Annotated in this window: 12 protein-coding genes; 2 read left to right on the top strand and 10 right to left on the bottom strand. The window is 67.7% G+C overall.

The annotated features are described in order from the left end of the window. Positions 1-202 precede the first annotated feature (202 nt). The 10 genes from GD1_RS22980 to GD1_RS22935 form a co-directional block, all read right to left on the bottom strand. Positions 203-1,252 (bottom strand): LLM class flavin-dependent oxidoreductase, encoded by a 1,050-nt coding sequence (locus GD1_RS22980; RefSeq protein ID WP_020789842.1) that lies wholly within the window; start codon positions 1,250-1,252, stop codon positions 203-205. 24 nt (positions 1,253-1,276) lie between these two features. Beyond that, a complete protein-coding gene (gene menB, locus GD1_RS22975) occupies positions 1,277-2,104 on the bottom strand; it encodes a 1,4-dihydroxy-2-naphthoyl-CoA synthase (protein WP_373855354.1) in 828 nt (275 codons plus the stop codon). 62 nt (positions 2,105-2,166) lie between these two features. Beyond that, on the bottom strand, positions 2,167-2,925 hold the full coding sequence (locus GD1_RS22970) for an SDR family NAD(P)-dependent oxidoreductase (RefSeq protein ID WP_020789840.1): 759 nt from the start codon (positions 2,923-2,925) through the stop codon (positions 2,167-2,169). A 61-nt stretch (positions 2,926-2,986) separates the two neighbouring features. After that, positions 2,987-4,216 (bottom strand): acetyl-CoA hydrolase/transferase family protein, encoded by a 1,230-nt coding sequence (locus tag GD1_RS22965; protein ID WP_059039822.1) that lies wholly within the window; start codon positions 4,214-4,216, stop codon positions 2,987-2,989. Continuing rightward, entirely contained in the window at positions 4,216-5,415 is a 1,200-nt protein-coding gene (locus GD1_RS22960; RefSeq protein WP_059039820.1) for a thiolase family protein, read from the bottom strand. The genes GD1_RS22965 and GD1_RS22960 overlap by 1 nt, the downstream gene beginning before the upstream one ends. Position 5,416: 1 nt before the next feature. Next, entirely contained in the window at positions 5,417-6,202 is a 786-nt protein-coding gene (locus GD1_RS22955; protein ID WP_059039818.1) for an SDR family NAD(P)-dependent oxidoreductase, read from the bottom strand. Further along, positions 6,202-7,368 carry an acyl-CoA dehydrogenase family protein gene (locus GD1_RS22950; protein WP_020793923.1) on the bottom strand — a complete coding sequence of 389 codons (1,167 nt, stop codon included), beginning with the start codon at positions 7,366-7,368 and terminating at the stop codon, positions 6,202-6,204. The genes GD1_RS22955 and GD1_RS22950 overlap by 1 nt, the downstream gene beginning before the upstream one ends. A 63-nt stretch (positions 7,369-7,431) precedes the next feature. Continuing rightward, positions 7,432-8,508, bottom strand: coding sequence for an acyl-CoA dehydrogenase family protein (locus GD1_RS22945; RefSeq protein WP_059039816.1), 1,077 nt, complete (start codon positions 8,506-8,508; stop codon positions 7,432-7,434). Between the two features lie 9 nt (positions 8,509-8,517). After that, on the bottom strand, positions 8,518-10,470 hold the full coding sequence (locus tag GD1_RS22940; RefSeq protein ID WP_059039814.1) for an AMP-binding protein: 1,953 nt from the start codon (positions 10,468-10,470) through the stop codon (positions 8,518-8,520). Positions 10,471-10,474: 4 nt separating this feature from the next. After that, on the bottom strand, positions 10,475-11,689 hold the full coding sequence (locus tag GD1_RS22935; protein ID WP_059039812.1) for an acyl-CoA dehydrogenase family protein: 1,215 nt from the start codon (positions 11,687-11,689) through the stop codon (positions 10,475-10,477). 65 nt (positions 11,690-11,754) lie between these two features. On the opposite strand from GD1_RS22935, the gene GD1_RS22930 reads away from it, so the two are divergent. Both GD1_RS22930 and GD1_RS22925 read left to right on the top strand, forming a co-directional pair. Then, a complete protein-coding gene (locus tag GD1_RS22930; protein ID WP_059039810.1) occupies positions 11,755-12,216 on the top strand; it encodes an FAS1-like dehydratase domain-containing protein in 462 nt (153 codons plus the stop codon). Then, the gene (locus tag GD1_RS22925; protein WP_059039809.1) at positions 12,216-12,638 is read left to right on the top strand and encodes a MaoC family dehydratase; all 423 of its coding nucleotides are present in this window, start codon (positions 12,216-12,218) and stop codon (positions 12,636-12,638) included. The genes GD1_RS22930 and GD1_RS22925 overlap by 1 nt, the downstream gene beginning before the upstream one ends. Positions 12,639-12,704 lie beyond the last annotated feature (66 nt).

The raw sequence follows: 12,704 nt of genomic DNA, 5'->3' as shown, positions 1-12,704 counted from the left end.
TCAACCACCAACCACTCGTTGATGATTAAGCGAGGACCCGAGTCGAGATCCCCGCAGCATGCGCTGGGAGGTGACCACCTCTGAAGTGGTCACGCCGTCGACGACGACCGTCTGAGGTTTCGACACGCCTCGTCGCTCCGCTCCTCAACGGCTCAACCACCAACCGCTCATTGATGATTGAGCAGACCCGAGGATAGTGAGTTCAGATCTGCGCCGGCACGTTCAGGTGTCGGCGGAGACCCGCGAGGATGCGGGTGTTGATGGCGCGGGTCTGTTCGTCGGTCAGACCCCACGGGGGTGCGATGAGATCGAGATGGTCGAATCCGTCGGGAATGCGGGCCAGCGCATCGGGGAATTCTTCTGGGGTACAGGCGATGGCGATGGTGTCGATCATGTCGTCGGTCACCGCGGCGATGACGCCGTCGGTATCGCGATCACGTGCGGCCTGGCGGATGCGTTCCTGCTCGGCGCTCCATCCGTGGATGGCGAACAGCCGGTCGTACACCCGTGACGCCGCGTACTGGCCGATGGCGTAGGCCGCCTGACGGCGGGCGGTGTCGACGTCGTCGTCGATGGCGCACATACGAATTCCCATGATGGTGATCTCCGACGGATCACGCCCGGATTCCGCGGCACCACGGGCCACCTCCTCGGCGACCGGACCGCGCACATAGTCGGCGGTGTACATGGGGTGTCCGACCAGTCCGTCGGCATGCTGTCCGGCGGTCCGCAACATCAGTTTGTTGACACCGGCGATCCAGATCGGGATCTCCGGCCGGACGGGTTCGGGGACATCGGATGTCGGAGACAGATGCACGTGATAGAACCGGCCGTCGTGGTGGACCGGCCCCTCGTGCAGCCGCCACAGCTTCTTGAGCACGGTGAGCAACTCGGCCATCCGCTCGGCCGGGGCCTCCCCACTCACCCCGTGCCAGGCCTCCATCATCTTGGGTGTCCCGTTACCGATACCGAGAATGATCCGCCCACCGGACAACTCGTCGAGGTCACGGGCCTCCGCCGCCCACATGAGCGGGCTGCGGCCCACACCGTAGGCGATGTTGGTGCCGATCGAGATGGTCTCGGTCCCTGCGGCGAGCATCGCCATCGGTACGGTCGCCGAGCGACTGTAGAGCTCGCTCGTCCACACTGCCGCGCAACCGATCTCCTCGGCCTCGCGGGCGAGCTCCACCATGGTGGTGAACCGGTCGCGGCCGGTTCCGACGCCGAATGCGTTGACCCCGAATGTCGTCATGTCAGTGATCCTCTCGAATCCCGCTCACGCGCGTCGCGCGAATCGGTCGAACTCGGGAGTGCGCTTGGCCTTGAACGCCTCCCGGCCTTCCTTGGCCTCGTCGGTGGAGTAGAACAGCAGGTTGGTGTCGTGCGCGAGCTGCTGGATACCCGCCAGGCCGTCCTCGGCCGCGTGGAAGCTCGCCTTCATCAGACGCAGCGCGAGCGGCGACAGGGCCAGCATCTCGCGACACCATCCGACCGTCTCGGCCTCCAGATCGGCCAGCGGTACGACGGTGTTCACCAGACCCATCTCGAGCGCCTGCTCCGCGGTGTACTGGCGGCACAGGAACCAGATCTCCTTGGCCTTGCGCTGTCCCACCAGATTCGCCAGCAGTCCGGCGCCGAAGCCCCCGTCGAAGGAACCGACCCGCGGCCCGACCTGTCCGAGCCGGGCGTTGTCGGCGGCGATGGTCAGATCGCACACGATCTGCAGGACGTGCCCGCCGCCGATCGCATATCCGGCGACCATCGCCACCACCGGCTTCGGGAGACGCCGGATCTGCACCTGCAGATCGGTGACGTGGAAGCGGCCGACGGCCTGGGGATCGTCGGGATTGGTCAGGTAGCCGGTGTCGCCACGGACCCGCTGGTCACCGCCCGAGCAGAACGCATTGTCCCCTTCCCCGGTCAGGATGATCACGCCGATGGACGGATCCTCGCGCGCCAGGGTCAGGGCGTCGGAGATCTCCATCAGGGTCTGCGGGCGAAAGGCGTTGTGCACCTCCGGCCGGCAGATGGTGATCTTGGCGATCCCGTCGTCGGTACGGGAGTAGTCGACGTCGTCGTAGCGACGGACCGTCGACCACTCCACGGCGGTGTCGGACACAGTTCTCTCCTCGGATCGTGGCTCGATACCGCTGGACTCGATACCGCTCAGGCCATCGTCAGGCCGCCGCTGACCGACAGCGTCTGACCGGTGATGTATCCGGTCTCGTCGGAGGCGAAGAAGGCCACGGCGGCGGCGATGTCGGACGGATCGGCCAGACGCTTCATGGGCACCGCGCGGGTCATACCGCCGAGCACCTTGTCGGCGTCCTGGCCGGAGTTGTTCGCGAACTTCCGCAGCGCGGGGGTGTCGGTGGGGCCGGGGCACACGGTGTTGACGGTGACGCCCTTCGTGGCGACCTCGCGTGCAAGGGTCTTGGTGAATGCGATGATCCCGCCCTTGGCGCCGGAGTACACGGCCTCCAGGGACGATCCGACGCGGCCGGCGTCGGAGCCGATGTTGATGACGCGCCCGAAGCCGCGCTCGATCATCCCGGGCACCACGGTGTGGTTGACCCGGAGTGCACCCTTGAAGTTGATGTCGAGGATCTTGTCCCAGAACTCCTCGGTGGTGTCGAGGAACTTCATGAAGTCGTCCCACCCGGCATTGTTGACCGCGATCTCGACGGGGCCGAGTTCTGCGGTGATCTGCTCGACGGCGGCCTTGACCGATGCGGTGTCGGTGACGTCGATCGGCACGGCGATGGCCTGGCCGCCCGCGGCCACGATCTCCTTGGCGGTCTGTTGTGCGGCTTCGAGATTCAGGTCGGCGACGGCGACCCGGAAGCCGGCCTCGCCGAGTTTGCGGGAGATGCCCTCGCCGATTCCCTGTGCTCCGCCGGTGACCAGTGCGACTCGATTGCTCATGAGATGGTTCCTTTCGATGTTCTGCTGTTGCCCAGTGTTTTTCAGGATGCCCTGTGTGTTTTCAGGATGCGGCGCGCGCGGCGCCGGCCAGTTCGTCACGGAATTCGGGTGCCGCGACGGCGATCAGACGCCGACGCCGCTCGGCCAGCGGCTGTCCGCGCAGGTGTGCGATGCCGTGTTCGGTGACCACACAGTCGACGTCGGCACGCGCGGTGGTGACGACCCCCTCGTCGAGGGCGAACTTGATCGACGACGCCCCGCGCATGGTGGATCGCAGGGCGATGATCGACCGTTTGCCGGTGAGCGCGGCCGCCCGCGCGAAGTCGACCTGGCCACCGACGGCACCCAGGTAGGTGCCGCGGCTGACCTCGGCGCCCACCTGTCCGGTGAGGTCCACCTCGATCGCGAAGTTGACCGCAACCAGCGAACTCAACTGCGAGAGCACCTGCGGCGCATGGGTGTAGCTGGTCGGACGGAAGACGACGGGCAGGTCGGCGACCCGGCTGTAGAGGTCGGCGGAACCGAGTGCGGTGCCCGCGACACACAACCCCACGTCGACCTGCTTGCGCCGGCCGGTGACCACACCCTTGTCGATGAGGTGCATGACGTCGTCGGTGATCATCCCGGCATGGAAGCCGAGGTCGCGGTGTCCCGACAATGCGTCGAGCACGGCCGCACCCATGGAACCGATCCCCACCTGCAGGGTGTCGCCGTCGTCGACGAGCTCGGCGATGTGCCCGGCGATCGCCCGATCGATGTCGGCCGGCGGGCGGGTCGTCTCCTCCTGCAGCGGCCGATCGGTCTCGATGGTGGCGGCGAACCGGCGCAACGGAATCCGCGGCGAGCCGGGCAGCGTCGGCATCTGCCGATTGACCTCGGCGAACAGCAACGACGTGTGTTCGATGGCATCGGCCATGTAGTCGACGCCGATCCCGAGCGAACACATGCCGTCCCGGTCGGGCGGCGACACCGCGAGCAGCCCGGCGTCGCTGGGCAGCCGGTGCTCGGCGAACATCCTCGGCAGCGCCGAATAGTGGCACGGGACCACTTCGAGCTGATCGGTCTTGCCCAATGCGCGCAGGGCACCGAGACCGCCGTAGGACACCATGGTGTCGGCCGGTGAGATGGACTGTGCGAGCTGGTCGTTCCAACTCAGTCCGGTGAACAGGCGCAGGGGACCGACGGCGGGTGCCTGGGCGAGGAGTTCGTCGACGAGCGGGCGGGGTTCGGCGGCCGCCTGACTCCACCACACCCCCATACCCGGCTTCAGCAGCCCACCGAAGTCCACCATCACTCGACCCGTTCGATCAGGGTGCCGGTACCGAGGCCTCCGCCGCAGCACATGGTGACGAATCCGAGGTGACTGTCACGCCGTTCCATCTCGGACAGGATGCTCGCGATCAGGCGTGAACCCGTCGCGCCCACCGCATGTCCGAGCGCGATGGCACCGCCGTTGACGTTGACCCTGTCCTCGTCCGGCTTGAGCTCGCGCTGCCAGGCGAGTACCACCGAGCTGAACGCCTCGTTCACCTCGAACAGGTCGATGTCGTCGATGCCCAGTCGGTTCCGTTCCAGGATCTTCTTGGTCGCGGGGATCGGACCGGTCAGCATGATGATCGGGTCGACGCCGACGGTCGTCTGGTCAGCGATCCGCGCACGGATTCGCAGTCCGTACCGCTCGGCGGCCTCCCGGGTGCACAGCAGCACCGCGGCGGCACTGTCGCAGATCGGGCTCGAGGTGCCTGCGGTGATCCGGCCGTCCTCCGGCCGGAACACCGGCTTGAGCTTGCCCAGCGTCTCGAGTGTTGTTCCGGGACGCACGGTCTGGTCACTCAGGCGGATCTCGCCGTCGAGTTCCATCCGGACCATCTCGTCGGCGAACCGGCCGGCCTCGATGGCGGCGGTGGCCAGGGCATGCGACCGGACGGCGAATTCGTCCATCTCGGTGCGCGAGATGCCCCAGCGGTCGGCGATGAGCTCGGCGCTCTCGCCCTGGGTGACGAAGTCGTAGCGTTCACGCAGTTCCGCGGGCCACGGCTCGCCGTAGAGTTCGCTGATCTTGGCCGGCGAGTTCATCGGCACATGACCCATGTGCTCGACGCCGCCGGCGATCACGATGTCGTGGACACCCGAGGAGACCAGTGCCGCAGCGAAGTTCACCGAGGTCTGTGCCGACCCGCAGCGGCGGTCCAGGGTGGTGGCCGGGACCTCGGCCGGGAATCCTGCCTGCAGCCAGGCGTTGCGGCCGATGTTGCGGGACTGCTCGCCGAACGGTGCCGTGCAGCCGATCACCAGGTCTTCGACGACGGCGGGGTCGATCCCGGTGCGCGCCAACAGATCCTGGTAGCAGGCGGCCAGCATCGCATTGGGGTGGACGTCGCGGAACCACCCCTTCTCGGGATGTGACCGGCCGATCGGGGTGCGGACGGCCTCGGCGATGACGACCTCGCGGCCCGCCTGGGTGAACGGACCCGACACTCGTGACGCCATCTCAGATCACCGTCCCGCCGTCGACCGGCAGCACCTGGCCGGTGATGTAGCCTGCGGCCCCGGATGCGAGGAACACGAACGACGGGGCGATCTCGTCCGGATATGCCCAGCGTCCCAGTGGAATCCGAGCCAAGGTCTTCTCCGCGAGCTTCTCGTTGCTGCGGATGTTCTCGGTCATCGCGGTCGCGGCGAGCGGGGCGATCGCGTTGACCGTCACCGACTGCCGGGCCAGCTCCCGGGCCAGCGACTTGGTGAATCCGACGATCGCGGCCTTGGCGGCGCCGTAGTTGGCCTGTCCGATGGTGCCGGTGAGGCCGGCCGCCGAGGTGACGTTGATGATGCGGCCGGTGCCGTCGTCGGGCAGGTGGTCGAGTACCGCATGGCTGCAGTGGTAGGTGCCCATTAGATGGGTGTCGAGCACCGCACGGAACTTCGCCTCGTCCATCTTGGGGAACATCGCGGGCTTGATCACGCCGGCGTTGTTGACCAGGATGTGCACGGTGCCGTCACCGAGCCGGGCGGCCGCTGCGGCCGCATCCCGGGCGTTGTCGGCGTCGCACACGTCCAGCGCGAACGCCTCGGCCACTCCGCCTTTCGCGATGATGCGCTCGGCGACCGCGGCTGCGGCGTCCTTGTTGATGTCGGTGACGAGCACACCGGCTCCGGCCGCGGCGAATGCCTCGGCGACCGCGGCACCGACGCCGCCGCCGGCACCGGTGACCATCGCGGTGCGGCCGGTGAGGCCGAAGACCGTGATGCCGTCGGGAAGGGAAGAGTTGTCGGTCATCAGTAGCTCCTGGGTAGGCCGAGGACGTGCGAGCCGAGGTAGTTCAGGATCATCTCCTGACTGATCGGTGCGATACGGGTCAGTCGGGCCTCGCGGAAGTAGCGGGCCACGTTGTACTCCTCCGAGTAGCCCATGCCGCCGTGGGTCTGCAGGGCGCGATCGGCGGCCTCGAAACCGGCGTCGGCGCACAGGTATTTGGCGGTGTTGGCCTCACGGCCGCAGGGCTGACCGTTGTCGTAGAGCCAGGTGGCCTTGCGCAGCATGAGTTCGGCGGCATCGAGGCGGGCGAGGGAATCGGCGAGCGGGAACTGGATTCCCTGGTTCTTGCCGATGGCCCGGCCGAAGACCTCGCGGTCGTTGCCGTACCGCACTGCCGCACGCATGGCGGCCCGGCCGATCCCGAGGGCCTCGGCCGCCACCAGGCACCGCTCCGGGTTGAGGCCGTCGAGGATGTAGGTGAAGCCCTTGCCCTCTTCGCCGACGCGGTCCTCCACCGGGATCTCGAGGCCGTCGATGAACAGTTCGTTGGAGGTGACCGCGTTGCGGCCCATCTTCTTGATCGGCCGGATGTCGACCTTGCTGCGGTCGAGGTCGGTGAGGAACAGCGTCATACCGTCGGTCTTGCGCGGCGACTCGTCGAATTTCTGTGTGCGCGTGAGCAGCAGGATCTTCTCCGACTCGACGGCCTTGGAGATCCACACCTTGCGCCCGTTGACGATGTACTTGTCGCCCTCGCGCTTGGCGAAGGTGGTGATCTTGGTGGTGTCGAGGCCGGCGCCGGGCTCGGTGACGCCGAAGCAGACGTGCAGATCACCGTTGACGATCCGCGGGAGTGTGCGCTGCTTGAGTTCCTCGCTGCCGTGCACGATCACCGGGTGCATGCCGAAGATCGACAGGTGCATCGAGCTCGCGCCGTTCATCCCGGCACCGGATGCGGCGACCTGTTCGAGCAGGATGGAGGCCTCGGTGATGCCGTAGCCGTGGCCGCCGTACTCCTCCGGCGTGGTGATGCCGAGCCAACCGCCGGCGGCGAAGGCATCGTAGAACTCCCGCGGGAACTCGTGCTTTTCGTCCTTCTCCTGCCAGTACTGGTCGTCGAACTTGGCGGCCAGTTCGGCGACCGCATCACGGATCGTGATCTGGTCCTCTGTCAGTGCGAAATCCACGTCGGTTCTCCATCTCTCCGGTCAGACAACTATATTAATGGACTGACCAAATAACGCAAGGGGTCAGCTGGGACTGTTTACGGGGCCGAGCAGGGCCACCGCGATGCGCTCGTTCCACGCCGCGGGGGTGCCGAACAGCGTGCGGTCGAGCTTGGCCCGCTTGTAGAACAGGTGCAGGTCGTGCTCCCACGTGTAGCCGATGGCCCCGTGCACGGTGAGCGCGGTGTCGGCGAGATCGGCGACCGACCTGGTCACCTGGGCCTTGGCGACCGCGGCGATCGTCGGGGCATCGGCGAGTGCGGCGTCCACGGCGGCCGCGGCGTACAGCGCACTCGAGTACGACGCCTCCACCGTCACCAGCATCTGCGCACAGGCGTGTTTGACCGCCTGGAAGCCACCGATCAACTGCCCGAACTGTTTACGCTGCTTGCTGTAGCCGACGGCGAGATCGAGCATGCGTTCGGCGGCGCCGAGGGCATCGGCGGCGACCAGCACCGGCGCGCGCTGGGCCGAGGCTGCCAGGGACTCCGCATCCACCGGGACCAGACCCGCGACGGGTGCGTCACGGAACTCGACGGTCGCCGTCGACCGGGAGCGATCGAGCAGATCGTCGGCGGTGATCACCGCGTCGGCCGCGGCCACCTGCGCGAGCGCGGGCCCGTCCGGGCCGCGGACCGGGACGACGAACACCTCGGCCTCGGCCGCACCGAGCACATGGGGCACGACAAGGCTCAGCGTGTCGCCGGCGGTCTCGGCGTCGATCGCATCGGGCCCGGTCACCGGCGGCCGATCCGCCCGGGTCGCGAGCACCGCGCGTCGCTGCCCCTCGACCAGCGCCGTCAGGTCGGCATCGGTGAGCAACGGCGCCACCATCGCCGCGGCGAGCCACCCCGAATCGGGTACCGCGGCCCTACCGAACTCTCGTGCGGCCAAGGCCAGTTCGAGGACGCCACCGCCCTGGCCGCCGGCCTGTTCGGGGTATCCCACCCCCCACCAGCCCTCGCCGATCAGCGCGTCGGTGAAGGGGCTCGACGACGAGCCTTGGAGTTCCCGCACCGTCTCGGTGGGGAACTTCGCCGTGATCCACTCCCGCAGCGAGGACGCGAACATCTCCTGTTCGTCGGACAGTTCCCAATGCATGGTTTCTCCTCAGCTCGCGTTCGCGCCGTGCACGACATCTCGGATGGCGTCGACCGCCTCGGGGTTCTCCGCACTCGACAGATCACCGGGATCGGAGCCGATGGCGGCCGCACGGACCGCGCGACGCAGGATCTTGGCCGAGCGGGTCTTCGGGAGCGCGTCGACCGTCCACACCTTGGCCGGCGCGAACGGCTTTCCGACACCGTCGGCCACCAGACGACGCAGCTGCTCGGACACACCGGTGGTGTCGGCGCCGGGACGGGGAACCCAGAAGGCCCAGACCGTCTCGCCCTTCTTCGGGTCGGGCACACCGACCGCAGCGGCCTCGGCGACCGCCGGATGGGTGGTGAGCACCGACTCCACCTCGGCCGGTGCGAGCCGTTTGCCTGCGACGTTCATGACATCGTCCGAGCGGCCCAGGATGTACCACTGTCCGTCGTCGTCGACGAGGGCGAAGTCGCCGTGGCACCACATGCCGGGGAAGGTCGACCAGTAGGACTCGAGGTAGCGCTCACGGTCACCCCACACTCCCCGCGTCATGGCCGGCCAGGGTTGGCGGCACACCAGCTCACCGATGCTGCCGCGCAACGACTTCCCCTCGTCGTCGACGACGTCGACATCCATGCCGAGCGAGGGTCCGCCCAGCGAGCAGCTCGGGATCGGTTCCACCGGATAGGGGGCGAGGAACGATCCGCCCACCTCGGTACCGCCGGAGAAGTTGATCACCGGGACGGCTCCGCCGAAGACGTCACGCGCCAGCCAGTCATAGGAGTCCGGATCCCACGGCTCCCCCGTCGACCCGAGGACGTGGACCGAATCGAGATCGTATGCGGCGATCTCGTCGAGCGGTGTCGCCTTGAGCGCCCGGATCAGGGTCGGTGAGACACCGAGCATGGTGATCCGGTGTCGCTGCACCAGATCCCAGAGCCGACAGGCGTCGGGGACGTCGGGCGATCCCTCGTAGAGCACCAGCGTGGCCCCGTTGGCGTGCGTGCCGAAGGCCGCCAACGGCCCCATCACCCAGCCCATGTCGGTGATCCAGCAGAAGGTCTCCCCCGGCTTCACATCGAACGAGTACGCGACCTCGGTGGCCACCTTGACGGTGAACCCGGCATGGGTGTGCACCGCCCCCTTGGGTTTTCCCGTGGTGCCGGAGGTGTATCCGAGCATCAGTGTCTGCATCGCCGGGAACGGACGGAACGTGTAGGGGACGCGATCGTCGGAGATCAGTGTGTCCCAGCGCGTGACGGTCGCATCGAGACCGTCGAGATCTGTTGGGCTGCCGACATTGTCGATGGTGATGACCGAGGTCACCGACGGCGTGCGGTCGAGGGCCTTGGCGAGTTCGCCGATCATGTCCACGGTGCGGCCCCGGCGAACGGTGCCGTCGGCCACCACGACCGCCTTGACGTCGGCGTCGGCGAGCCGGGAAGCGATTGCCGGAGCGGCGAACCCGGAGAACAGCGGGACGAGGACCGCACCGATCCCGGCCGCGGCGTAGCACGCGACCACGGCCTCCGGGATCATCGGCAGGTAGATCCCGACGGCGTCTCCCTCGGCGATCCCCAGGTCGACCAGCCCCGCGGCCACCCGGCCGACCTGATCGGCCAGTTCGCGGTAGGTGAGGGTGCGGACCGTACCGTCCTCGGCCTCATGGATGATCGCCTGGCGGTCGGCACCGTCGTCGAGCCAGCGCGTGATGCACGCGTCGACGGCGTTGAACGTCCCACCGACGAACCACTCGGGGAACTCCACGCCCGCGCTCGTGTCGAGGACCTGCTCGTACGGGGTCGCGAACGGGATACCCAGATCGGTGATCGCGGCGTCCCAGTACCAGGCCACGTCCTCGGTCGATCGACGACGCAGCTCGCCGATCGAGTCGATTCCGTGCCTTCGGCCCAGGCGCAGCACGTTGGCGTTCGCGAGGTGGTCGGCGGTCGGATTCCACACGTAGGTACTCATCGCATCACTCTCGGCCTCGGGGCATGCCGAGCACGCGCTCGGCAGCGATGTTGCGTTGGATGTAGGTCGAACCGCCGGCGATCGCGGTGCCGCGGGCCTGGTAGGCCAGCCGTAGCCACCGCTGCTGGTCGGGGTCCCCGGCGTCGACGGCGTGCTCGCCCGTTTCCGGCGCGTCGGCGAGGCCGAACTGTCCACCGAAGTCGGAGAGTTCGAGACCGAAGTCGGCGATGTCCTCGACGAGCGGGCAGAAGTAGAGCTTGCCGATCGAGGTGACCGGACCCGGCGGTTGTCCCGATGCGGCTCCGGTGATCACCCGCTGACCGATGAGGTAGTGGGTCAGTGCACGGCCGTAGAGATCGGCGATGCGCTGCCGGATCGCCGGTTGCCCCGCGAGCGGCGCACCGTCGTCGTCGGTGGAGCGGCCGATCTGCTCGACCAGGTCGGCGACGGCGCGCGTGGTGTTGACGCGGCCGGTGGCGATACCCACCCGCTCGAAGGCGAGCGTGCCCATGGCGACCTTCCAGCCGCCGTCGACCTCGCCGACCAGCGCCGAATCGGGCACGAAGACGTCGTCGAGGAAGACCTCGTTGAACTCGGCCTCGCCCAGCATGTGTTCGAGCGGCCGGACGGTGATGCCCGGTGTGTCCATCGGCAGCAGGAAGTAACTGATGCCCTTGTGCCGGTCGCCGCCACCGGTGCGGGCGAGCAGGATCGCGTTGTCGGCGATCTGGGCGCGTGAGGTCCAGATCTTCTGTCCCTGGATCGACCAGCCGCCGTCGACCTTGGTGGCCTTGGTCCGCAGGGACGCCAGGTCCGATCCCGACTCGGGCTCGGAGAACAGCTGACACCAGATCTCGTCGCCGGTGAGGATCGGCTGCAGGTACCGCTGTTTCTGCTCGTCGTTGCCGAAGGCGACGATGGTCGGCCCGGCGAAGTCCTCGCCGATGATGTTCAGGCGGTCCGGCGCCCCGGCCCGGTCCATCTCCTCGTTGAAGATGGCCTTGGTCTTGGCATCGGCACCGGCCCCGCCGAACTCCCGGGGCCAGGACAAGCCGGCGAACCCGGCGTCGAACAGCATTCGCTGCCACACCGACCAGAACTCGCGTTTGGTCTCGAGTCGCGCCGGTTCGGGCCACGGCAGCGTGGGCAGTGTGTCGGTCAGCCAGCCGCGGACCCGATCCCGGAACCGTGCCTCGTCAGGCGAATCGCTCAGATCCATTCGAACCTCCAGTTCATTAGGACCAACGTTACAATAGGTCTGACCATAAAATCCAGGAGGTTCTCATGCCGAATTCCACGGCGCAGATCGACTCCGGCAACACCGTGCTCGACGTCGTGTCGTTCGAGGTAGAGGCCGGAAAAGTGCGCGAGTTCGCGCGCGCCACATACGCCGCCGACCCCGTACACACCGACGCCGACGCCGCACATGACGCCGGTCTGACTGCCGTCGCCGCCACCCCGACGCATGTGGTGGTGGCCGGTCATCACCGCGACCAGAAGCGGTTCGTCGAGAGCTTGGGTCTCGCGATCGAACGCGTGGTGGTGGGCTCGGTCGAGTGGGAGTACGCGCGGCCGCTGCTGGTGGGCGATCGCCTCACCGGCACCCGCCGGATCGTCGACGACGCGACCAGAGAAGGAAAGCGCGGTGGCATGATGCGCCTGGTCACCCTGGAGACTGCCTGGGTCGACGCCGCCGGTGACGTCGCCGTCACCCAGCGCGAGGTTCTGATCGAGCGGGGTGCCTGATGACCCGCGCGCCCATCGTCCTGACCACCGGACAAGAACTCGAGTCGCGGGAGATCGGCCCGATCACCCAGACCGACATCGTCCGATTCGCCGGCGCCGGCGGAGACTTCAACCCCCTGCACCACGACGCCGGATACGCACGCCGGGCCGGGCTCCCGGATGTGATCGCCATGGGACAGATGCAGGCGGGAATGCTCGCCGCGTGGGTCACCGATCTGGTGCATGTGGAGAACCTCGTGACGTACTCGGTGCGTTTCGCCTCACCACTGGCGATCGGAGACCGACTCGTGCTCACCGGCCGGGTCGACGACGTCGACCCCACCGACCACACCGCTGCGCTCACCCTCGAGGCAAAGGTCGATGACCGCGTGGTGATCTCCGGAAAGGCCCGGGTACGGACGGCATCGGAGTCCGCGGCCTGAACACCGGTCGTCGAAGCCCGGGAGTCGACGTCGGAGATGGTTGCGGACATCGTCGCCTCACCGGGT

The sequence above is a fragment of the Gordonia desulfuricans NBRC 100010 genome, assembly GCF_001485495.1.
GTDB classification, from domain to species: Bacteria; Actinomycetota; Actinomycetes; order Mycobacteriales; family Mycobacteriaceae; genus Gordonia; species Gordonia desulfuricans.
The sequence above is the reverse complement of the archived record's forward strand: the minus strand, read 5'-3'. Positions and strand labels throughout refer to the sequence as shown.